The sequence below is a fragment of the Sciscionella sediminilitoris genome, assembly GCF_000737195.2.
Taxonomy (GTDB): domain Bacteria; phylum Actinomycetota; class Actinomycetes; order Mycobacteriales; family Pseudonocardiaceae; genus Sciscionella; species Sciscionella sediminilitoris.
The window spans coordinates 1-25,170 of sequence record NZ_JALM01000106.1; the positions used below are offsets into that span (position 1 = coordinate 1).

The window sequence follows — 25,170 nt, forward strand, 5'->3', positions numbered from 1 at the left end:
CGCCGCCGCGGCCTGATGCAACGCCACCAACGACGACGAACACGCCGTATCCACCGTCACCGCAACACCCTCAAGCCCCAACACATACGCCAACCGGCCCGACAGCACACTCGCCGCATTCCCCGTCCCCAGGTGCCCTTCGACATCCACACCCGAATCCAGCAGCACCGAGGAATAGTCCTGGCCGTTCGTCCCGAGGAACACACCCGTCCGGGTACCGCGAATACTCGCGGGATCGATACCGGACCGCTCCAGGGCTTCCCACGCGGTCTCCAGCACCAGGCGCTGCTGCGGATCCATCGCCAGTGCCTCACGGCCGGAGATGCCGAAGAAGTCGGCGTCGAAACCGGCGACATCGTCCAGGAAAGCACCGGGGCGCAAGGCATCCGCGTAGCGCGCGAGATCCCAGCCGCGGTCCTCGGGTGGTGGGCCGATTACCTCGCCGCCCTGGCGCAACAGCTCCCAGAACTCCTCGGGACCGGCCACCCCACCGGGGAATCGGCAGGCCATCCCCACGATCACCACCGGATCGTCCACAGTGGACACGGTGGCTGCCGCGGGCGCTCGCACCTCAGCCGTCGCGCCGCCGAGCAGATCCGCGAGGTGTCCGGCCAGCCTGCGCGGGCTCGGGTGGTCGAAGACGACCCCGGCGGGAAGGCGTTCGCCGGTCAGTGCGGCGAGCCGGTTGCGCAGTTCCACCGAGGTGAGCGAATCGAAGCCGAGACCGCGAAAGTCCCGGTCCGCGGCGATGGCCCGGGGTCCACGGTGCCCGAGCACGGCCGCCGCCTCGGCCCGTACCGCGGCCAGGACCTCGGCGAGGCGTTCCCCAGCCGGGAGCCCGGCCAGCCGCTCCCGTTCCCCGGCGCGCGCGGATCCGGACTCGGGGGCCAGGCCGCGCCAGGCGGGCGGTAGTGCCGTGCCCAGTGCGGCGAGGCGGTCCCGGTGCAGATTCGCGGCCACGAGGACCGGTCCGGAAACCGAACGCGCCGCGTCGAACAGGGCGAGTCCTTGTTCCCGGCGCAGTCCGAGCAGTCCCGCCCCGGCGCGCCGCTCGTCCGGCCGGGCCATGCCCGCGCCGAGGTCCCACGGCCCCCACGCGATGCTGCGCCTGCGGGCACCGTCGCGCTCGCGCGCCGTGGCCCAGGCATCCAGGCTCGCATTGGCGGCGGCGTAACCGGACTGTCCCGCGGCACCGAGCTGCCCGGCGACCGAGGAGAACACCAGCAGCTCGATCTGATCCTCGAGTGCCGCGTCGATGGCCAGCACGGCGTCCAGTTTGGCGCGCAGCACCGCGGTGATCCGGTCGCCGTCCTGGTTCGCGAGGATCCCGTCGTCCAGGATCCCGGCCGCGTGCACCACGAGCGCGGGCGCCGTGGGCAGGGTGTCCAGCACGGCGGCGAAGGCCCCGGGTTCGGCGACATCACAGGCGCGGATGTCCACGCTCGCCCCGGCTGCCTCGACTCCGGCGCGCAATTCGGCCGCGCCGGGGGCCGCCGGTCCGCGACGGCTGAGCAGCACCAGCTCCTGCGCACCGTTCTCCGCGAGGTGGCGGGCGAGCACGGCGCCGATGCCGCCGGTTCCCCCGGTGATCAGCACCGGTCCTTCGGGAATTCCGGTCTGCGGCGCGGTTTCCCGCTCGCGCCAGCGGGGCACCCGGCGCCGGTCACCACGCACGGCGACATCCGGTTCCCCTTCGGCGGGCAGCAGTTCGGCGGGCAGTTCCGTCGGAGTGCCGGAGGGCAGGTCGAGCAACCGGAACCGGCCGGGTTCCTCGGCCATCGCGGTCAGCAGCAGCCCGCGCACGGCGGCCTGCGCCGGATCGGGCCGCTCCCCCGGTTCGGCCGCCACCGCGTTCCTGGTGACGAACAGGACGGGAGATTCCGTGCCGTTGAGCTGTTCCTGTACGGCGGACAGCGCCCTGGTGACCGTTTCCGCGGCATCGGCGCCCGTTACCTCAATCCACTGTGGACACTCTGATTCCCCGTCGTGTCCGGGGTTCTCCACCCAGTCGACGGTGAACAGCGCCCCGGACGGCGCCTCGGTGTCCTCCCCCGCCCAGAACCGTTCGTGGGTGAACGGATAGGTGGGCAGTTCCACCCGGGGCACCGCTTTCCCTTCGGGCAGGCGCGGAATCCACCCGGGCAGTTCGGCGCCCGAACACCACAGTGCCGCCGCCGCACGATCCGCCGCCTCCGGTTCCCGGTGGTCCCGGTGCCCGAGCGGAATCAGTTCGGCCTCCGGGTGATCGGCCGCGAGGTGTCCGAGCAGTTGCGGGTGCCCGCCGAGTTCGAGTGCCCGCCGCACCCCGAGGGAGCCGAACGCCACGACACCCGCATCGGCGAAGCGCACGGGTTCGGTCAGCTGGCGCGCCCAGTAGCCGGGATCGGCCCACTCCCGCGGACCGAGCTCGCGGCCGGTCACCGTCGAGATCACCGGAACCCGCGGGGCGGACCAGTCCAGTTCGGCCACCACCGCGGCGAGCTCTTCGGCGGCCGGTGCCATCAGCGGCGAGTGGAACGCGTGACTGGTGCGCAGCCACGAAACCCGGGTTTCCGTACCGAGCCCGGCGAGCACCGATTCCACGGTCTCGGTGACACCCGAGAGCACCACGGAGACCGAGGAATTGAACGCCGCCACCGAAACCCCGTCCGGCAACCCGGCGACGAGCTCGGCCAGCCGCTCCGGATCCCCGGAGACCGCGGCCATCGCGCCGGCACGCGGCAACCGCGCCATCGCCCGCGCCCGCACCGCGACCAGCCGCGCCGCATCCGCCAGCGACAGTGCACCCGAAACCTGCGCGGCCGCGATCTCCCCGACCGAATGACCGAGCAGCGCGCCGGGCAGCATCTCCCAGGACTCTGCCAAGCGGAAACCCGCCACCTGGAAGGCGAACAGGGCGGGTTGCGCCCAGCCGGTATCGGCCAGGGTCTCCGCATCCGCGCCCCACAGGACGTTTTCGAGCGAACCGTCCACATGCGACTCGAGCGCGGCGCACGCCTGCTCGAACGCCGCACCGAAGACCGGGGCTGCCGCACACAGTTCGCGGCCCATGCCCAGCCGTTGCGAACCCTGGCCGGGGAAGAGCAGCGCGGTGTCGCCGTGCCGGGCCGAACCGGTCACCAGCGCGGGATCCGTGGTTTCCGCAGCCAACGCACGCAGCGGCGCCGACCGTTCGGTTCCGCCGAGGATCACCGCCCGTTCGGTGAGCGCCGCGCGCTGGGTGGCCAGGGCGGTGCCGATCTCGGCATCGCTCGCGGAATCGTTCTCGGTGAACCGGAGAAGGCGCTCGCTGAGGTTCGCCAGTGCCGTGCGGTCCTGTGCGGAGAGCACCCACGGGAGCCCGTTTCCCTCGACGGGCGGCGCCGGTTCCTCGTTCTCCTCGGGTGGTTGTTCCAGGATCACGTGCGCATTGGTGCCGCTGATCCCAAACGACGACACCCCAGCACGCCGCGACTCACCCGGCCACGACCGGGACTCGGTCAGCAACCGCACCGCACCCGAGTCCCACTCCACCAACCGTGAGGGCTCCCGCACGTGCAAGGTCGCCGGAAGCACCCTCCGCTGCAAGGACAGCACCATCTTGATCACCCCGGCGACACCGGCGGCCGCCTGCCCGTGGCCGATGTTCGATTTCACCGAACCCAGCCACAACGGCGTTTCCCGGTCGGCAGCGCCATAGGTGGCCAGAAGGGCACTCGCCTCGATCGGATCACCCAGCGCGGTCCCGGTACCGTGCGCCTCCACCGCGTCGACATCCGCGGCGTCGAGACCGGCAGAGGCCAAGGCGTCCTCGATCACCCGCCGCTGCGCGGAACCGTTCGGCGCCGTGAGCCCGTTCGACGCACCGTCGGAGTTGACCGCCGAACCACGCACCACCGCCAGCACCTCGCGCCCAGCCGCCCGCGCCGAGGAAAGCCGCTCCACCACCAGCACCCCGACACCCTCACCCCAACCGGTGCCATCCGCCCCCTCGGCAAACGCCTTACACCGGCCGTCCCCGGAAAGCCCGCCCTGCTTGGCGAACTCCACGAAGGGCCCGGGCGAGGACATCACCGCGACCCCGCCCACGAGTGCCCGGCCGCATTCGCCGCCGCGCACGGCAGCAACGGCCTGGTGCAGGGCGACCAGGGAGGACGAGCACGCCGTGTCCACGGTGACCGCCTGCCCAGTGACGCCCAGTACGTAGGCCAGCCGCCCGGAGACCACGCTGAGCGTGTTTCCGGTCATCACATGACCCTCGACCTCGGCGCCGAGCCCGGTCAGCCTGCTGCCGTACTCCTGGTTGCTCGCTCCGATGAACACCCCGGTCCGGCTCCCCCGCACGCTGCCCGGATCGATCCCCGCACGCTCCAGCGCCTCCCAGGCAACCTCCAGCAACAACCGCTGCTGCGGATCCATCGCCAACGCCTCACGCGGCGAAATCCCGAAAAACCCCGCATCAAAACCCGCAACATCCTCCAGAAAACCACCACCGGGAGCACGCTCCACCAGTTCGGGATCCCAGCCGCGGTTCGCCGGAATGGGGCCGATCGCGTCCCGGCCGTGTGCCAGCAGCTCCCAGAACTGCCCAGGACCGGCCACCCCGCCGGGGAACCGGCAGGCCATGCCCACGATCACCACCGGATCCGTGTCCCGCGCGCGCAGCTCCGCGTTCTCCCGGCGCAGCAGCTCGTTGTCCCGCAAGGATTTGCGCAGCGCGGTGACGACCTGCTCTTGGGAAGAGCTCATCCCAGTGACTCCGTTTCCGCCTCAGTTCTCGTCCGGTCCCATGGCCATCCGGACGAGTTCGTCCACATCGAGGTCTTCGAGTTCCGCCTCGGCCTCGTCCTCTTCGGGAGCGAGCAGCTCCTCGAGGTGGCTGGCCAGCGCCAGCGGGCTCGGATGGTCGAACACCACGGTGCTCGGCAGCAGCACCCCGGCCTGCGCGCCGAGCCGGTTGCGCACCTCAACCGCGGTCAGCGAGTCGATGCCGAGTTCGGCGAAACTGTCCGCCGGATCGATCTCGTTGCCCGGATGGCCGAGCACGGCGGACGTGGTGCGGGTGACCAGATCGAGGAGCAGCCCGCGCCGGGACCGGGCTCCGGCGGAGCGCAGCCGGGCGCGGAAGTCCTCGTCTCCGGTGTCCTCCTCGGCGGCCGCCCGCTGCCACCCGCCCGATCGTCCGCCCGGCGCGGCGAGTTCGGCGAGCATGGCCGGGGTCGCCGCGCCCAGGCCACCGAGCGCGGCCCGGTCCACGCGCAGCGCGAGCGCGAGGCCCGCGGGTGCGTCCCAGGCCGAGTCGAACAGCGCGAGTCCCGTCTCCGGTTCAAGCGCGGGAATCCCGGAGCGGGCCATCCTGCGCCGGTCGGCGTCCCCGAGCCCGGCGGTCATGCCACCGGCCCCGGTCCACGGGCCGAACGCCACCGCGGTCCCGGGCAGTCCGTGCTCGGCACGCTCACCCGCGAGAGCATCGAGTGCCGCGTTCGCCGCCGCATAGGCCGCCTGCCCCGGCGCGCCGAGGATCCCGGCCGAGGAACTGAGCAGCACGAACCGCGCGAGGTCCCGGTCCGCGGTGAGCTCATGCAGATGCCGGGCGCCGTCGATCTTGGGGGCGAGCACGGTGTGCAGGCTCTGCTCGGTCACCCGTTCCACGACCGCGTCCTCGAGCACCCCGGCCGCGTGCACCACCGCGGTCAGCGGATGCTCGGCGGGAATCCCGGCCAGCAGACGGTCGAGCGCGGACCGGTCGCTCACATCGCAGGCCGCCAGTTCGACCTCGGCGCCGCGCTCGGCCAGCTCGGCGCGCAGTTCCCCGGCGCCCTCGGTCTCCGCACCGCGGCGGCCGGTCAGCAGCAGGCGCCGCACCCCGTGCCGGTCCACGAGATGGCGGGCCAGCCGCGCGCCGAGTCCGCCGAGCCCTCCGGTGATCAGCACGGTGCCTGCCGGGTCCGGGGCGGACGGGATGGTCAGCACGACCTTGCCGATGTGCCTTGCCTGGCTCAGGTGCCGGAAGGCGCGCTTGGCCTCGCGCACATCCCAGGCGGTGACCCGCGGCGCGGGAAGCGCGCCCCGTTCGACGAGCGCGAGCAGTTCCCGCAGCATCCGCCCGATCCGGTCGTCCCCGGCCTCGGCGAGGTCGAAGGCCCGGTAGCGCACACCGGGATGTTCGGCGGCCACGGTCCCGGGATCGCGCACATCCGTCTTGCCCATCTCCAGGAACGCCCCGCCGCGGGGAAGCAGCCGCAGAGAGGCGTCCACGAACTCCCCGGCAAGGGCGTCCAGCACCACGTCCACCCCGTGGCCCCCGGTGGCCTCCAGCACCCGGTCCTCGAACTCCAGATCCCGCGAGGAGGAAACCCGTTCTTCCGGCAGGCCGAGTTCGGCGAGGACGGCCCATTTCCCGGGGCTGGCCGTGCCGTGCACCTCGGCACCGAGCAGCGCGGCGATGCGCACCGCGGCCATACCGACCCCACCGGCGGCGGCGTGCACGAGCACCCTGGTTCCGGGGCGCACCTCGGCGAGTTCGGTGAGGGCGTAGTACGCGGTGAGGTTGGCGACCGGGAATGCCGCGCCCTGCGCGAAACTCCAGCCCTCCGGCAGCGGGGCGACCGCGCGGTGATCGGCGACCGCGAGCGGCCCGTAGGCGCCGGGGAACATGCCCAGAACCCGGTCCCCGACGCCGAATCCGGTCACGTCCGCGCCGAGCTCGGTGATCACCCCGGCGCCTTCGAGCCCGAAATCGGGTGCCTCGCCCGGATACATGCCGAGCGTGTTGAGCACATCCCGGAAGTTCACCCCCGCGGCGCGGACCGCGATGCGCACCTCGCCGGGTTCGAGCGGACGGGTGCCACGCGAATCGGCGCGCAGGGCGAGGCCCTCGATGCTGCCGCGGGTCCCGATGTCCAGGGTCCACGCCGTGTCCTCGGGCACCGGCAGCGGCGGCTCGGCCGAACGCGGGTCCCGGGCCCGGGGCACGGTCAGCGCGCCCGAACGCAGGGCGGCCTCGGGCAGCGCCGCCCGCAGCGCGAAGGGCACCGCCGCACTGCCCGGATCGTCCGCATCGAGCAGGGCGAACCGGCCCGGATGCTCGCTGCGCGCCGAACGCAGCAGTCCCCAAGCGGCGGCGGCACCCGGATCCCCGGAGCCGGACCGCTCCGGGCCCTGTGCGCCCCTGGTGAGCAGGGTGAGCCTGCCGCTGTCCCGGCGCAGCCAGGTGTGCACCAGTTCCAGTGCCCGCACGGCTGCGGCGCCGGGCTCCAGGCCCGGTTCGAGCAGCGCGGCGGCGTCCCCGGCCGCCTCGCTCAGATTTCCGATCCGCACCGTGCCGGGAATATCCGCGCCCAGCACCGAAACCGGCGGCGCATCGTCCACAGTGGACGGTAGCGGAGCGGGGAGCCAGTCCAGCCGCAGCGGGGCGGGACCGGCCTCGGCGGCCAGCGCGCGCCCGTCCACCGCGCGCAGGGTCAGCCTGCCGACGGTGAGGATCGGTTCCCCGGAAGCGGTGCGGAGTTCGAGGCCGAGGCTGTCGGTGCCGTTCTTGGTCAGCCGGGCCCGTGCCGCGGCGGCACCGGTGCGCTGCAGCCGCACATCCGCCCAGGCGAACGGCAACCGCCCGGGCACGGACTCGGCACCGAGGTTCAGCCGGGCCGCGGCGTGCAGTGCGGCGTCCAGCAGCGCCGGGTGCACGCCGTAGTCCCGTGCGCCCGCGTCGAAGGGTTCCGGCAGCGCCAGTTCGGCCAGCACTTGCTCGCCATCGCCGGGCCAGAACCTGTCCAGGCCGCGGAAGGCCGGACCGTAGGCGAACCCGGCCGCGGCGAGGCCCGCGTACAGCTCGGCGCCCGATTCCGGTTCCCCGCACGGTGTCCATTCGGTGCCGCGGTCCCCGGTCTCCCCTTCGCTGAGGGTTCCGCTCGCGTGCAGCACCCATTCCCCGCCGTCCCGGCGTCCGTGCACGCGCAGCGCGCGCCTTCCCTCGGCGTCCGCGGGGTCCACGGTGAGCTGGATCCCGATGGCCTGTTCGGTGCCCAGCGCCATCGGGGCCAGGATCGCGAGGTCGAGCAGGTGTGGCGCGCCGAGCCGGTCCCCGGCGAGCAGGGCCAGTTCCAGGATGGCGGTTCCCGGCACGAGCACCGCCGGACCGATGCGGTGATCGGCGAGCCACGGCTGTTCGGCGGCCGCGAACCGGCCGGTGAACAGGTGCGTCCCGGTCCCGGCGAGTTCGGTGCTCGCGCTCAGCACCGGATGCTCGGTGTCGGCGAGCCCGAGCGCGGTCACGTCCCGGGCTGCGCGGGCCGGGTGCGGCCAGAACCGGCGGTGCCGGAACGGATAGGTCGGCAGCGCGACCGGTGCCGCCGCGGTGGTCACCCCGGTCACCGCGGCCCAGTCGGCCGTCCCGCCGTGCACCCACCACCTGGCGAGCCCGGCGCGGACCGTGCCCGGATCGCAGCCGTCCTGCTCGCCGAGGGACAGCGCGACCGCTCCGGGCACCGCCCGTTCGGCCGCGGTGAGTTCGGCCAGCCGCGCAGAGCCGAGCGTGGTGAGCGTGGCGTCCGGGCCGATCTCCAGGAACCGGGCGGTGCCCTTCTCGGCGAGCGTGTCGAGCGCTTCGGCGAACCGCACGGTGGCCCTGGTGTGCTCGACCCAGTACCCCGGATCGGTCATCGCCTCCGGATCCAGAGTCTTGCCGGTGACCGTGGAGATGATCGGGATCCGCGCGGGCCGCAGGTCCAGTTTCCGCACCGCCGCGCGGAACGGTTCGAGCACCGGCTCCATCAGCGGGGAGTGGAAGGCGTGGCTGACCCGCATCGGCCGCACCCGCCTGCCGCGTTCGGTGAGCACCGCCGTGGCCGCCTCGACCGCTTCGGCGGTTCCGGAGAGCACCACGGCCTCGGTGCCGTTGACCGCGGCGATGTCGATCGGGCCCGCGCCGAGTTCGGCGAGCACCGCGCGCACCTCGTGTTCCCCGGCGCGCACCGTGGCCATGCTCCCGCCTCCGGGGAGCCCGGACATCAGTTCGGCGCGCGCCACGACGAGCGCGGCCAGGTCCGGAAGGCTGAGCACCCCGGCGATGTGTGCCGCGGTGAGTTCCCCGATGGAGTGCCCGGCGAGCACCGTGGGCCGCAGCCCGAAACTCTCCGCGAGCCGGTAGAGGGCGACCTCGTGGGCGACGATGGCGCACTGAGCCCAGCGGGTGTCGGCGAGCGCGTCCGGATCGGCGCACACCACCGCGCGCAGTTCCCGTTCGGCGTGCGCGTCGAAGGCGGCCAGCACCGCGTCGTGCGCCTCGGCGAAGGCCGGAAACGCGCGCAGCCGCTCGGACATCCCGGGCCGCTGGGTGCCCTGACCGGCGAACAGCACGGCATCACCGCCGGCCACGACCGCCCCGGTGAGCACGCCCGGATCCGGCTGCCCCTGTTCGAGTGCGGCCAGTTCCCGGTCGAAGTCCGGGCCGAGCAGCACCGCGCGCTGTTCGTGCTGGGCGCGGCCGGTGATCAGGCCCCTGGCCAGTTCCGCGTCCGGCAGCTCGCCGGTGCCGCGGTGCGCGCGCAGCCGTCCGGCCAGCGCGGCGCGGGCCTCGGCGGACCGGGCGGACACCGGGAGCAGCAGCTCGCCGGTGGGTTCGGGAAGGGCGGCGGGCTCGGCATCCGGGGCCTGTTCCAGGATCACGTGCGCGTTGGTCCCGCTGAATCCGAAGGAGGAAACCCCGGCGCGGCGCGGATGTCCGTGTGCGGGCCAGTCCTGTGGCTCGGTCAGCACCCGGACCCCGCGCGACCAGTCCACCAGCGGGGTGGGCCGCTCGGCGTGCAGGCTGGCGGGCAACCGCCCGGCGCGCAGCGCGAGCACGGTCTTGATCACCCCGGCCACTCCGGCAGCGGCCTGGGTGTGCCCGAGGTTGGACTTCACCGAGCCGATGCGCAACGGCTCGGCCCGGTCCGCGCTCCCGTAGGTGGCGATCAGCGCCTCGGCCTCGATGGGGTCACCGAGCGCGGTTCCGGTGCCGTGCGCCTCGACGGCATCCACCTCAGCGGCCCCGATTCCGGCGCTGGCCAGGGCGGAACGGATCACCGCTTCCTGGGCGGGCCCGTTCGGTGCGGTGAGCCCGTTGGAGGCGCCGTCCGAGTTGACCGCGCTGCCCCGCACGACGGCCAGCACCTCGTGCCCGTGTTCGCGCGCCATGGCAAGCGGTTCGAGCAGGAGCACCCCGGCGCCCTCGCCCCAGCCGGTGCCGTCCGCTCCGTCCGCGAAGGCCTTGCAGCGCCCGTCGGGGGCCAGCCCGCCCTGCGCGGAGAACTCGAGGAAGGCCGAGGGGGTGCTCATCACCGTCACTCCCCCGGCGAGCGCGCGCTCGCATTCGCCCGCGCGCAGGGCGGAGGCGGCCTGATGCAGCGCCACCAGGGAGGCGGAGCAGGCCGTGTCCACCGTGACGGCCGGACCGCGCAGCCCGAAGGTGTAGGCGATCCGCCCGGAGACCACGCTCGCCGCGTTCCCGGTGCCCAGATGCCCGGTCACCTCGGCGTCCGATTCGGCGAGCAGCGCGGTGTAGTCCTGCCCGTTGGTGCCCATGAACACCCCGGTTCCGCTGCCGCGCAGGCTGTGCGGATCGATCCCGGCCCGTTCGAACGCCTCCCAGCAGGTTTCCAGGAGCAGGCGCTGCTGCGGATCCATGGCCAGCGCTTCCCGTGGCGCGATCCCGAAGAACCCGGCATCGAATCCGGCGACATCCTCGAGGAACCCACCGGAGGCCGTACTGGAATCGGCCAGCCGCGCGAGATCCCAGCCACGGTCGGCGGGCAGTTCCCCGAGCACGTCCCGGCCCTCGATCAGCAGTCGCCACAACGCTTCCGGATCGTGCACGCCGCCCGGGAAGCGGCAGGCCATCCCGACGATGGCGATGGGTTCCGCGCCGTTTTCCGCGGTCACCGCGCGGGTCTCGGTGTTCCGTGTCCCGGCCAGCAGCGCGGCGAGCTCTCGCGGTGTGGGGTGGTCGAACACCAGGGCGGCGGGCAGGGCCTGACCGGTGGCCGTGCCGAGTGCGTTGCGCAGTTCCACGGCGATCAGCGAGTCCACCCCGAGATCGGCGAAATTCTGGTCGGCGCCAACGGATCCGGCCCCGGTGTAGCCGAGCACCCCGGCCACGGTGCTCAGCACGAGTTCCAGGGCACCGGCCTGGTCCAGCCGCGCGCCCGGTCCGGTGCTTGCCGCGGTGCGCCGGGCCGCGGTGAGCGGGCGCAGCACCTCCGGGCGCCGCCCGGGATCTCCGGTGCGCGCCCGGGGATCCACCCGCAGCGGCAGCACCGGATCCGCGGTGCCGCACAACGCGGCCTCGAAGGCGGTCAGCGCCTCCGTTTCGGTCAGCGCGATCAGCCCGGCACGAGCGGACCGCGCGGCGGCCTGTTCGGTGCCCATCCCGTCGTCCTCGGTCACCTGCCACAGTCCCCAGGCGAGGGCGCGATCCCGCCCGCCACCGGCCCGCCGCTGCGCGATCAGGGCTTCGAGCGCGGCATTGGCTGCGCAGTAGTTGGCCTGGCCTGGCGAACCGAGCGTGGCGGCCGCCGAGGAGAACGCGAGCAGCGGCACCTCCGGCAGCGCCTCGTGGAGCGCGAGCGCGGCGCCGAGTTTCGGGCGCAGCACCGTGGCCAGCCGTTCGCCGTCCATCCGGGCCAGCGTCCCGTCATCCAGTACACCGGCCGCGTGCACTACCGCGCCGATCGGGTGCGCGGGATCCACGCCCGCGAGCACCGCGCCGAGCGCTTGGGGGTCCCCGGCGTCCACCGCGGCGATCTCCGCGGATGTGCCCTGCGCGGCGAGTTCGGCGCGCAGTTCCGCCGCACCAGGGGTTTCGGCTCCCCGGCGGCCGAGCAGCAGCAGGTGGCCCACTCCGCGCGCGGCGAGGTGCCGGCACAGCGCCCGGCCCACCGCGCCGAAGGCACCGGTGACCACGACCGTTTCGGTGCCGCTCAGCGTGTCGAGCACGTTCTGTTCCTGCTCCTGCGGGGCGGGAGCGAGCCGCGGGGCGAGCACCCGGCCCGCGCGCACCGCGAGCTGGGCGTGTCCGCTGGCCGCCGCGCTCGCCACGGACTCGGCCACCTCCGCGGCCGCGGTGTCCGCCGGGAGATCCACGAGCAGGAACCGGCCCGGGGACTCGGCCTGGGCCGCGCGCACCAGACCGGTCACCGCCGCGGCGGCCAGCCCGGGCGCGGGATCCGTTCCGGTGTCCACCCCGCTTCGGGTGACGAGGGCGAGGGTGCCGGACCGGTCCTGGGCGGCGCGCAGCAGATCGAGTACCGCGCACAGGTGCTCGTGCACCCGGGCGCAGGCCGCGGAATCCGCTGCCTGCCCGGGTTCCGCGCCGAGGTCGACGGCGAGCAGGGCGCCCGGCTCGCGGGGGAGTTCCGTGCCTGCCCGCGCGAGATCGAGTACCCGCACCGGGGGCGCGCTTCCGGTCGCCGGGACCGGATGCCAGTCCAGCACGTGCAGATCGGGTTCCGCGGTGACCGGTTCGGGTTCGGCGAATTCCACCCGCTCGGCCGCGAGGACCGGTTCCCCCGCGGGGTCGGCGAGCAGCAGCCCGGCCCCGTCCCGCACCGGATGCACGGTCTCGGCCTCGGCGGCGTACAGCGAAACCCCGTTCCAGGCAACGGGAATCCGTTCGGCATCCACAGTGGACAGCGCGCTGGCGAGCAGGGCGGGGTGCAGTGCCCACCCGGTGCTCGACTCGCCCCCGGGCAGCGTGACGGCCGGATCCGCGGCCGGTTTTCCCGGTGTGGCAGCGGTTCGGGGCGCGAGCAGCCCGCTCGCGTACCGGGTCCACGGTCCCTCGCGGCGGGCGAACACGGTGACCGGGTGGCTGCCGTTCTCCCCGGCCGCTTCGACGGTGACCTGGAGCTCAAGCGGCGCCGGATTCCCGAGCGGCAGCGGAGACTCGGCGCGCAGTTCGGCGATGTCCAGCGTGCCCGCGCTCCCGGCACGGTCCGCGGCGTGCAGCACGAGTTCGAGCAGCACGGCGGCCGCGGTCCGCGGATCCCATGGATCGGCCCAGGGATACCGGTCGGGGCGCCACCGGCCGCCGAGGGCCACCCCGCCGCGCGGCAGCGGGACGGCGAGATCGAGCACCGGATGCGCGCCGGTGACCGTGGTCCCCGATCCGGCCCGCAGCCAGAACCGGCCCCGGGCGAACGGATCGGCGGGCGGGTCGGCCGCACCCGCGTCCGGTTCCGGGAACCAGCCGGGCAGCTCCGCGCCCGCGCACCACAGCGCGCCGAGCGCCTGCCTTGCCGCGGTGTCCGCAGCGGTTTCCTTGTCACCCAAGCAGATCACGGCCGCGTCCGGATGATCGGCGAGCACGTGCCCGGTCAGGCTGGGATGCGGGCCGAGTTCGATCCAGCGCGCGGCACCGGCAGCGGCCACGGCCTCCGCGAACCGCACCGGTTCGGTCAGCTGGGCGGCCCAGTGGGCGGGATCGGACCAGGTGTGTTCCCCGACCGGTTCCCCGGTGCGGGTGGACACCACCGGCAGCAGCGGGGCGGTCCAGGACAGGCGCGCGGCCACCTCCGCGACCGCGCGCGCCGCCGGGGCCATGGCCGGTGCGTGGAAGGCGTGACTGGTGACCAGCCGGGACACCCGGATCCGTTCGTCCAGCTTGCCGAGCACGCCTTCCAATGCCGCGCTGTCCCCGGAGAGCACGATCCCGCTCGCGCTGTTGTACGCGGCCACGGACACCTGCTCCGGCAGGGCCGCGCCGAGTTCGGCGAGCACTTCCGGGTTCCCGGAAAGCGCCGCCATCGCACCACCGCGCGGCAGCTCGGCCATCGCGGCGGCCCGCGCCGCGACCAGCCGCGCCGCGTCCGCGAGGTTCAGCGCCCCGGACAGGTGTGCCGCGGCGATCTCCCCGACCGAGTGCCCCACGAGCACATCCGGGGCGAAGCCGCAGGATTCCAGCCAGCGGTACGCGGCGACCTGGATGAGGAACAGGGCGGGCTGGGCCCATCCGGTGTCGGCCAGCCGTTCCGCATCGGTGCCCCAGACGACATCCCGCAGCGGCGCGGGAAGCAGTCCCTCGAACGCGGCACAGGTCTGCTCGAACGCTTCGGCGAACCGGGGGAAACTCGCGTGCAGTTCGCGTCCCATACCCAGCCGCTGGGCGCCCTGACCGGGAAGCAGCACCCCGCTCGTCCCGGGCCGCGCACGCCCGCGCACCAGTTCCGCGGTGTCCGCCACGGCCGCGCCCGCCGGGACCAGGAGTACCCCGCGGTGCTCGAACCGGGTGCGCCCGGCAAGCGCCGCGGCGACCGCGTTCGGTTCCGGGCGGTCCGGACTGGAGCGCCACCAGTTCGCCAGCCGCCGCACGGATTCGGTGACCGCCTCCGGGGACCGGGCGGACAGCGGCAGCGCGGCGGGGCCGGTTCCGGGTCCGGGTCGTTCCGCGCGCTCCGGCGGTTGTTCGACGATCAGATGCGCGTTCGTTCCGCTGACCCCGAATGCGGAAACCCCGGCCCGGCGCGGCTTTCCGGTCCGCGGCCAGTCGACCGGTTCGGTGAGCAGTTCCACCGCGCCCGCGTCCCAGTCCACGTGCGCGGTGGGCGTTTCGGCGTGCAGGGTGCCGGGCAGCCGCTCGTGTTCGAGTGCCTTGACCATCTTGATGACCCCGGCGACGCCCGCCGCGGCCTGGGTGTGCCCGAGGTTGGACTTGACGGTGCCCAGCCGCAGCGGTGCGGTGCGCCGTGCCGCCCCGTAGGTGGACAGCAGGGCCTGCGCTTCGATCGGGTCACCGAGGCTGGTGCCGGTTCCGTGCGCCTCCACCGCGTCGACCTCGGCCGGGTCGAGGCCCGCCGAGGCGAGCGCGGCCCGGATCACCCGCTGCTGGGCTGGCCCGTTCGGCGCGGTCAGCCCGCTCGATGCCCCGTCCTGGTTGATCGCCGAACCCCGGATCAGCCCCAGTACCCGGCGCCCGGCGGCGCGGGCATCGGCGAGGCGTTCGAGTGCGAGCAGGCCGACCCCCTCGCCCCATCCGGTGCCGTCCGCGTTCGCGGAGAACGCCTTGCACCGGCCGTCCGGGGACAGTCCACGCTGGCGGGCGAACTGCACGAAGGTGACCGGGGTGGACATCACCGTCACCCCACCGGCCAGCGCCAGGCTGCACTCCCCGGCCCGCAGTGCGCGCGCGGCCAGGTGCAGCGCGACGAGCGAGGAGGAGCAGGCGGTGTCGATGGTGACCGCGGGCCCCTCGAAACCGAAGGTGTAGGCGACCCGGCCGGAGGCGATGCTCGGCGCGCTGCCGTTGCCCAGATGCCCCTCGATCCCGGCCACATCGGCGAGCGGGCGGGTGGCGTAGTCGTTGTACATCACCCCGGCGAACACCCCGGTGCGGCTGCCGCGCAGGCTGCCAGGGGCGAACCCGGCGCGTTCCACCGCCTCCCACGCGGTCTCCAGCAGCAACCGCTGCTGCGGATCGGTGGCCAGGGCCTCGCGCGGGGACATCCCGAAGAACTCCGGATCGAAATCCGCCGCGTCGTGCAGGAAACCGCCCTCGCGGGCATAGCAGGTGCCCGGATGGTCCGGATCGGGGTGATAGAGCGCGTCCAGATCCCAGTCCCGGTCGGCAGGGAACCCGGTGATCGCGTCCCGCCCGGTGGACACCAGCTCCCACAGATCCTCGGGGCTGCGGACCCCGCCGGGATACCGGCAGGCCATCCCGACGATCGCGATCGGCTCGGCCTGTTCGGCGGCGCGCTGCTCGTGTTCGGCGAGCCGGGTCCGCGCGCGCTGCAGGTCCGTCGTGACGCGCTTGAGATAGGACCGTAGCTTCTCCTCGGTCTCGCCCTCACTCATGGCGCGACTTCCCGCGCGGGGCGGCCGTGGTCGAGCACGTCATGACGCTCCCTCGGTAGGACAGAATCATCGATCCGAGAACACCACAGGAAGCGCCGCGGCCCGAAGCTTCAGCGACGGTTTCTAGGGGTTCCCCCGCTTGTGCGCGCCATCCGGGCCGCCACGAGATCGGCAGCGGCCCCCGCCCCACCGGCCGCCGCGATGGCCGCGCGCATCCCGGCGACGGCCGCGGCCACCTCCGGGGCGCGCACCGCGTGCAGTGCCGCGGCCAGCCGCGCCGCGTCCGGTGCGGTCTCCATCCGGCCCATGCCGAGCTCGGCCACCCGTTCGGCGACCATGCGCTGTTCCCCGGTCTGCGGCAGGTGCACCAGCGGAACCCCGGTGGCCAGCGCTTCCATGGTGGAGTTCATCCCGGCGTGCGAGAGGAAGGCCGCGGCGTGGCGCAGCACGGCCAGCTGGGGCACCCGCCGGTGCAGTTCGACGTGTTCGCCGACCGGTCCGAGCGCGGCCGGATCCACCTCGCCGAGCGCGACGACGGCGTGCGCACCGGCGAGCCGGGTGGCCCGTACGGCCGCGCGGAGCATATCCTCCGCCCCTTCGTAGCCGAGCGTGCCGAGCGAGACGAGCACCACCGGCCGCCCGGAGTCCGGTGGTGACCATCCGCCGTCGTCCGCGCCGGAACGCAGGCAGGGACCGAGAAAGTGGAACCGTTCGTCGAAGGTGTCCGCGCCCGGCTGGAATTCCCGTGGCAGGAACACCAGATGGCAGCGCTCGTCCGCGCCGGAGAGGAAATCCGCGACGGCCACATCCCGTAGCCGCCAGGTGTCCAGCGAGGACCGCACGATCGCGGCCGCCTCGCGCATCGCCGGGTGCGCGGGATCGGGGACCTCGATGTCCCCGGCGGCCACCGCCTCCGCATAGGGCGAGAAGGTCTCGTTCTCCACGAAGGTCGGGCAGGTGACCACCGCGGGCACACCCCAGGCCAGGGAGAGCATCCGCCCTGCCGCGCTGCCGAGCACGTCGTAGACGATCACGTCCGGCCGTTCCCCGCCGAGACCGGACACGATCGATGGCAGCGGGGTCAGCGTTTCCCTGATCAGGCCGACCTGGGCGGTCGCCAGCTGGTCGGCGTCCGGATGGTGCGGGATCCGCACCCCGGTCCAGCGCGGCGGGATCAGCGAGGGATAGGGCAGCACCCGAGCCCCGGTCGGCTCCACGATCGCCCGGTAGTGCTCGGGCACCACGAAGTCCACCCGGTGACCGCGGCGCACCAGCTCGGCGGCCACCGGGAGGGTCGGGTTGATGTGCCCGCTCGCCGGGTACTGCACGATCAGGACGAAACCCTTGGAGGACAAGGAAAACTCCTAACCCTGCTCCGGGGCGATGGCGGCCAGCCAGTCCCGCGCGGCCGCCGCCGTGGTGCTCGCGTGCGTCTCCATCATGGTGAAGTGGTTGCCGGGCACGTCCTGGACGTGATCGGCGCGGTGGTAGCCGGACTGCCAGTGCTCGGCCGCGAGCGGGGCGCCCTGTTCATCGCGCAGGTCCATCGGCGGTTCGGCGGCCCGCAGCAACAGGATCGGCTCCTGCGCCGTCGGCGGATCCCACTCCCCGATCATGCGGAAGTACCAGCTCATCGCGCTCAACCGGGCCACGCTCATCCGCGCGAAGGTTTCCTCGCGGTCGAACATCCCGCCGATCATCTCCGCGGCGAACCGCAGGAACGGGGAGTCGGCGCGCGGCTGATAGGTGTCCAGCAGGAGCACCGCGCGCGGCGGCCTGCCCAGCCTGGTCAGTTCCGCGGCGACGGCCTGCGCCAGTGTCCCGCCGGAGGAGGAACCCGCCAGGATCGGTGCGTGTTCCCCGCAGCGGGCGAGCACATCCTCGGCCTGCATCCGGGCCACCACATCCAGGGAGGCGGGCAGCGGTTCCTCCGCGCCGAATCCGGGCGCCGGAAGGGCCCACACCGGCCGCTCACCCCGGAACGAGGAGGCGAACCGCGCGTACTGGTGCACCCCGGCAAGGGCGACGTAGGAACTGAAACAGAACATCGGGGTCGCCGTCTCGTCTCCGGACACCAGCCGGATCGGGGCCGGGCGCGGATCGAGCCCGGCGGGGTCGGTGAACGTGGGCCGCAGTTCCGCGGCTGCCTGCAACAGGGTGAAGCCCTTGTCCATCTCGCCCTGTTCGCAGGCCTTGCGGAACAGCCCGGCCAGGGTGTCCTCGGTGTTCGCGGTGACCGCCCGCGGTTCGGCCTCGGGAGCGCCCCCGGAGTCCGCGCCCAGCCGGTCCAGCAGCTGCTCGGTGAGCTCGGCGGGACCGGTCACGTCGAACACGATGGTGGGCGGCAACCGCAGCCCGGTGGCCGCCTCCAGCTGGTTGCGCAGTTCGACCGCGGTCAGCGAGTCGATACCCAGTTCGACGAAGGTGGCCTCGGCGCCGATCTCCGTGGTGTCCCGGTGCCCGAGCACATCCGCGACCCGGGCGATGACCAGTTCGGCGAGCGCGGCGCGGCGCCGTCCGGGATCCGTGGGCAGTGAGCCGCCACCTGCCGGGGCGGCGGAGGTGGCCGCCCGTCGCCGGTTGGTGCCCGCGCGGGCGGTACCGAGCAGTTCGCCGATGCCCGCCACGGTTCCCTCGGCCGCGACCCGGGCGGGATGCCGCCCGGCGAACGCGAGCAGGTTCGGTTCGCCGAGGGCGAGAGCGGCATCGAGCAGCCGGGTGCCCTCCGTCGCGGTGATCGGGCGCAGGCCGTACCGCGCGGTCCTGGCCTCGTCGGCGGTGCTCGCCGTGGCCGTCATACCCGCGGCTTCCCGTGCGGCCCAGGTGCCCCAGGCGATCGAGCGCGCGGTTCGCCCGCGGGATTCGCGGTGCGCGGCGAGCGCGTCCAGGAAGGCGTTGGCCGCCGCGTAGTTGGCCTGCCCCGCCGAACCGAGCGGACCGGCGGCCGAGGAGAACAGCACGAACTCCTCCAGCTCGCGGTCGAGGGTCAGCTCGTGCAGCGCCCATGCGGCGTCCACCTTGGCCGCGAGCACCCGGTCCAGCTGTCCGGGCAGCATGCTCGCCCCGGTCGCGTCGTCCAGCACCCCGGCGATGTGCACCACCGCCCGCAGCTCCGGAATCTCGGCGAGCAGTGCGGACAGCGCGTCCCGGTCGGTGACATCGCAGGCGACCGAGCGCACCTCGGCCCCGTTCGGCTCCAGCCCCGGGATCTCCGCCCCGCTACGAGAGGCGAGCACCAGGCGGCGCGCCCCGCGTCCGGCGAGCAGATGGCGCACCACGACCGGGCCGACCCCGCCGGTCGCCCCGGTCACCAGCACCGTGCCGTCCACGGCGAGCGGGGTTTCCGGGACCTCGGGCGCGGCGAGCCGCCGCCAGGCGGGCACGAACGGAATCCCTTCGCGCAGCACGCTTTCCGTGATCCCGGAGTCGGCGATCGCGGACAGTGCCCGCGCGGGAACCCCTTCGGCGGCCGGGTCGAGCTCGACGAGGCCGAGCCTGCCGGGATGTTCGGCGGCCAGCGAGCGCAGCAGACCGGTCACGGCCGCCGCGGGCAGGTCCACCGCCGCCCCGTCGCCACGCGCGCCCGAGGTGAGCACGAGGAGCCGGCATTCGGTCAGCCGTGGATCGTGCACCACGGACCGGACCAGGTCCAGCATCCGCGCGCAGGCCTCGTGGGTGCGCGCGACCGGATCGGCGCCCGCGCCGGTGATCCCGGTGACCAGGACCGGAGGCAGCGCGGTTCCGCTCGAGCAGGCCTCGGCGAGCGCCTCCGGCCCGGCGTAGACCTCGAGGTGCACCCCGGCCGCGTCCAGTGCGGCCGCGGCATCGAAGGGGTCCTCACCGACCAGTGCCCAGCGCCTGCCGCGCGGTTCGGCCTCGGGATCCGCGAGCCGGGTCAGTGCCGGAGCGGCCAGCACGAGACCGTCCGCGGCGGGCCTTTCCGGCGCCGATTCCGCGGCCGGGCGCAACCGCAGGCGCTGCGCCAGCAGCACCGGCGAGCCCTCGGGGTCGGCGACGGTGACGGTGAACTCCTCCGGGCCCGCGCTTTTCGCGAGGTGCACCCGCAGCGTCCGGGCCCCGGTGGCGTGCAGCCGCACCCCGCCCCACAGGAACGGCAGCGTTCCCGTGCTGTCCAGCCGGGATCCGGCGACCACGAGGGCCTGGGTCGCCGCGTCGAGCAGCACCGGGTGCAGGCCGAACCGGTCCGCGTCGTCGCGGATCCGGTCCCCGAGGGAGACCTCGGCGTACACATCCGTGCCGTGTTCCCCGGCCGCGGTCCACACCCGGTCCAGGCAGCGGAACGCGGGCCCGTAGCCGAATCCGGCTTCCGCGGCGGCCGCGTACCACTGCTCCGGCTCCCCGGGGATCTCCTCGGCCCCGTCCGGCGGCCATTCGGACAGCCCGGGCGCCTCGGCGGATTCCGCTTCGGTCAGCCTGCCCCGCGCGTGCCGGGTCCATGCGGCTTCGGGCTCGTCCGCGGGGCGGGCGTGCACGGTCAGCTCGTATTCGCCATCGGCCCCGGGCTCGGCCACCACTCGCACATCCACCGGTCCCCCGTCCAGCACGAGCGGGGATTCCAGCAGCAGCTCCGCGAGATGGTGTGCGCCGACTTCATCGCCCGCGCGCATGGCGAGCTCGACGAACGCGGTCCCGGGCAGGATCACCGTCGCGCCGACGACGTGATCGGCGAGCCAGCGGTGGGTGCGGGTGGCCAGCCGCCCGGTCAGCGTCACCCCCGCCCCCGCGGTGTGGTGCAGCGCGGCGGGCACGAGCGGATGCGCGGTATCGGTGAGGCCCGCCGTGCTCGCCGCTCCGCCCGCTGCCCCGGCTCGCAGCCAGTAGGGGCGGCGCTGGAACGGGTAGGTGGGCAGTACCGCGCGGGGACCGGAACCGAGCAGCTGCGCCCAGTCCACGGTCCCGCCGTCCACGTGTAGTTCGGCCAGCGCGCGCAGGGCGGCGCGCGGTTCGGGCTCGCCGCGGCGCAGCAGCGGCACCGCGACCGGACGTGTCTCGGCGGCGCACTGCGCGATGACCGCGGACAGCCCGGCATCCGGGCCCAGTTCGAGGAACCGGGTCGCCCCCTCGGCCTGCAGGGTGTGCACGGCATCGGCGAACCGCACCGGCCTGCGCGCGTGCGCGGTCCAGTGCTCCGGATCGGCGAGCGCGTCCGCCCCGGCCCGCTCCCCGGTCAGCGTTGAGACGAGCGGCAGCCGTGCCTCGCCCGCACTCGTGAAGGCCGTCCGCGCCGCCTCGGACAGCGCACCGAGCGCGGGATCCATCAGCGGGGAGTGGAAGGCGTGGCTGACCCGCAGCGGCCGGACCCGGCGGCCCGCGCGCTCGGCCCCTTCACGGACCGCGGCCAGTGCGTCCGCCCCGCCCGCGAGCACCACCGCGGCCGGTCCGTTGACGGCGGCCAGCGAGACCCGTGCGCGCAGCGGTTCCCCGAGCTCCTCGAGCAGGGCGAGTGCTTCCGCGCTGCCCGCGGCGATCGAGAGCATCCCGCCCGCCTCGGGCAGTGCGGCCATCGCCTGTCCCCTGGCCACCACGAACCGGGCCGCGTCCCGCAGCGGGAGCACCCCGGCCACGTGCGCGGCGGTGATCTCCCCTACCGAATGGCCGGTGACCAGATCGATCCCCGTACCCCAGTGTTCGAGCAACCGGAACTGGGCGGTGCCGAGGGCGAACAGGGCGGGCTGGGCGAGCTCGGTGCGCTCCAGCGCGTCCGGTTCGGTTCCCGGGTCCAGGATCGCGGCGCGCACCGCATCGGCGAGCTCGGTGCCGCCGGTCTCGGCCAGCGCCTCCAGCACCTCGGCCAGTGCCCCGGCGAACACCGGGAAGGCCGCGGCGAGTCCGGCACCGACGCCGGGGCGCTGACCGCCCTGACCGGAGAACACCACGGCGGTGCGGCCGGGCCGGGCTCGCCCGCGAAGCACGGCCTCGCCGGTGAGTTCGGTGAGCCCGGCGCGCAGTTCGGCGGTGTCCGCGCCGAGCAGCACGGCGCGTTCCTCGAATCCGGCCCGCCCCAGGGCCAGGGTCCTGGCGACCCTGACGGGCTCGGCCTCGGGGGCGTCCGTGAGGTGTTCGTCGAGGCGCCCGGCCAGTTCGGTCAGCGCCTCGGGGGTGCGGGCCGAAAGGAGCCAGGGCACCGGAACGGCCCCGTTCTCCGGCGCTTCGGCAGGCTCGCCGGGTTCGGTTTCCGGGGCCTCGCTGAGGATCACGTGCGCGTTGGTCCCGGAGAGCCCGAAGGCGGAAACCCCTGCCCTGCGCGGCTGTCCGGCCCGCGGCCAGTCGACCGGTTCGGTGAGCAGTTGCACCGCGCCCGCGCTCCAGTCCACGTGCGTGGTGGGCGTTTCGGCGTGCAGTGTGGCGGGCACGGTCTCGTGGCGCAGCGCGAGCACGGTCTTGATCACCCCGGCAACCCCGGCGGCTGCCTGGGTGTGCCCGATGTTCGATTTCACCGAACCCAGCAGGATCGGCCGCTCCCGTTCGGCGCTTCCGTAGGTCTGCACGAGCGCGTTGGCCTCGATGGGGTCACCGAGCCGGGTTCCCGTGCCGTGCGCCTCGATCAGGTCCACCTCGCCCGGTGCGAGATGCGCCGCGGCGAGCGCGTCCCGGATCACCCGTTCCTGGGCGGGACCGTTCGGCGCGGTCAGCCCGTTCGAGGCACCGTCGGAGTTCACCGCCGTCCCGGAAACCACCGCGAGCACCGGATGTCCCGCGGCCCGGGCGACGGAAAGCCGTTCCAGCACCAGCATTCCGGCGCCCTCGCCCCAGCCGGTGCCATCGGCTCCCTCGGCGAAGGCCTTGCACCGCCCGTCCGCGGCGAGCCCGCCCTGCCGGGTGAACTCGGCGAACAGCCCCGGGGTGGACATCACCGTGACCCCGCCGGCCAGCGCGAGCTCGCACTCCCCCGAGCGCAGCGCCCGCGCGGCGAGGTGGATGGCCACCAGCGAGGAGGAGCAGGCCGTGTCCACGGTCAGCGAGGGACCCTCGATGCCGAGGATGTAGGAGATCCGGCCGGAGAGCACACTCGCCGAGTTCCCGGTGCCCAGATGCGCATCGGCCCCGTCCCGCAGTTCGAGTGGACGCGAACTGTAGTCCTGGTAGTTGGTGCCCGCGAACACTCCGGTGCGGCTGCCGCGCAGCCCGCTCGGATCGATCCCGGCCCGTTCGATCGCCTCCCAGGACACCTCGAGCAGCAGCCGCTGCTGCGGGTCCATCGCCAGCGCCTCGCGCGGCGAGATGCCGAAGAACGCGGCGTCGAAACCGGCCACGTCGTCGAGGAAGGCGCCCTGCCGGGTGATCGAGGCCGCGGGGTCCACGAGCAGATCCCAGTCGCGGTCCGGCCAGTCGCCGACCGCGTCGACGCCGTTGGCGAGCAGTTCCCAGAACCGTTCGGGGGTGTCGGCGCCGCCGGGGAACCGGCAGCCGATGGCGACCACCGCGATCGGTTCCTCCTCGTGACCCCGGTTCTCCGGTGTCGCCACGGTGGTCTGTTCACGCGGGCCCAGCCGTTCGAGCAGGTACTCGGCCACCGCGGACACCGAGGGCCGGTCGTACACCAGGCTGGTTGGCAGGGCGAGACCGGTGGCCGCGGACAGCGCGTTGCGCAGTTCCACGGCGGCCAGCGAGGCCACGCCCAGCGACTCGAACGCCGCGCCCGGGGCGATCTCCCCGGGATCGGTGTAGCCGAGCACCGTGGCGACCTGGTCGCGCACCAGGCGCTCGAGGATCGCGCCGTGCTCGTGTCCGGGGCGACCGGCGAGCAGATCGGGGAGACCGCCCCCGGACTTCCCGGGCTCCGCGGCCTCCGGTTCCGCGGCGACCGCGCGCGCCCCCGGATGTTCGCTCAGCAGCCGGGATCGCGGTGCCCCGGCCAGATGGGCGGGGGCGAACCGGGCCCAGTCGAGGTCGGCGATGATCTCGTAACCGCCCGCACCGCCCAGGTGTGCGCCGACGGCCGCGATGGCCCGGGCCGGATCGAGCGGGCGGGCACCCGTGGCCCGCAGGCGCGCGTCCAGTTCCCCGTCCACCATGCCGCCGCCCGCCCAGGATCCGAAGGCGAGCGCGGAGCCGGGGAGCCCGCGCCGCCTGCGCGCCTGCGCGAGCGCGTCCAGTGCGGCATTGCCCGGGGCGTAGTTGCCCTGGCCGAGGGTGCCGAGCACCCCGGCGAGCGAGGACACCAGCACGAAGGCGTCGAGTTCGTGCTCCGCGGTCAGTTCGTCCAGCACCAGGGCGCCGCCGAACTTCGCGCGCAGTGCGCCCGCCTGCCGTTGCGGGGTGAGCGCGGTGAGCATCCCGTCGTCGAGTGCCGCGGCGGCGTGGAAGACCGCGCGCAGCGGCCGCTCCGGTGGCAGTGCGGCGAGCACCGCGCGCATGGCTTCCCGGTCGGCCACATCCACGGCCTCGATGTGCACGCTCACCCCGGATCCGCGCAGTTCCCCGGCCAGTTCCCCGGCTCCGGGTGCCTGTGGTCCGCGGGCCCCGAGCAGCACGAGGTGTTTCGCCCCGTTGGCCGCGCACCACCGGGCCAGGTGCCCGCCGATCGCGCCGGTGCCCCCGGTGATCAGCACGGTTCCGGACAGCCGCGGGCTCGGATCCGGCGGGCTCGCGGGGGCCGGGAGCAGCCGCCGCCCGAACACGGCGCCTTCCCGGATGCGCACCTCGTCCTCGCCCGCGGTCCCGGCGAGGGCCGCGCCGAGCAGCCGCGCGGTGTCCCGGTCCGGTTCCGGTGCGGGCAGGTCGGCGAGTCCGCCGCGCAGCTGGGGCTGTTCCAGTCCGGCGACCCGCAGCAGGGCGGCGATCATGGCCTGTTCCGGGTTCGCCTCGGCGTCCACGGTGACACCCCACAGCGGCGCAGTCACCGAGTGGTCCACGAGGGACTGCACCAGGGCGAGGGTGGCGGCAGGTCCCGCGGGGGCGAGGGGATCCGCGCCCGGTGCACGGATGCCGAGCAGCGAGAGCACACCCGCGATCGGCCGGTCGAGTGCCGGTTCCAGTGCCGCCGCGAAGCCTTGGCGGGTCTCGGTCCGCGCGGTGATCGGCAGCACCTCGGCCCCGCAGCGTTCCAGGGCGGCGCGGATCCCCTCGTGCGCGCCTTCCGGTGGGCACACCACGAGCCAGCGCCCGTCCAGGCCGCCGGGGCGGGGTTCGGGGAGGCGGCGCCAGGACAGCCGCAGCCGCAGCTCGTCCGCGGTGGTCTCGGCACTGCTCGGGGGCAGCTCCGGCCAGTAGCGGCGCCGTTGGAACGGATAGGTCGGCAGCACCGGATAGAGCTCGGGATCGCCGCCCCGCGCGGTGCAGGGCGCGGCCGGATCGATCGGGTCCCCGGCCACGTACAGCGTGGCGGCCGCCCGCAGCAGC

General features: G+C 74.1%; 4 protein-coding genes. All 4 read right to left on the reverse strand.

Translation table 11 applies throughout. The features are described from left to right. The coding region (locus tag AD72_RS31185; protein WP_156365453.1) for a type I polyketide synthase at positions 1 to 4,728 on the reverse strand (4,728 nt) is incomplete at its 3' end. A 21-nt stretch (positions 4,729 to 4,749) separates the two neighbouring features. Beyond that, the gene (locus AD72_RS31190) at positions 4,750 to 15,807 is read right to left on the reverse strand and encodes a type I polyketide synthase (RefSeq protein WP_051899209.1); all 11,058 of its coding nucleotides are present in this window, start codon (positions 15,805 to 15,807) and stop codon (positions 4,750 to 4,752) included. A gap of 110 nt (positions 15,808 to 15,917) precedes the next feature. Beyond that, entirely contained in the window at positions 15,918 to 17,162 is a 1,245-nt protein-coding gene (locus AD72_RS31195; RefSeq protein ID WP_051899210.1) for a macrolide family glycosyltransferase, read from the reverse strand. 9 nt (positions 17,163 to 17,171) lie between these two features. After that, positions 17,172 to 25,142, reverse strand: a complete 7,971-nt coding sequence (locus tag AD72_RS31200) for a type I polyketide synthase (protein ID WP_231645073.1) — start codon at positions 25,140 to 25,142, stop codon at positions 17,172 to 17,174. Between the last annotated feature and the right edge of the window lie 28 nt (positions 25,143 to 25,170).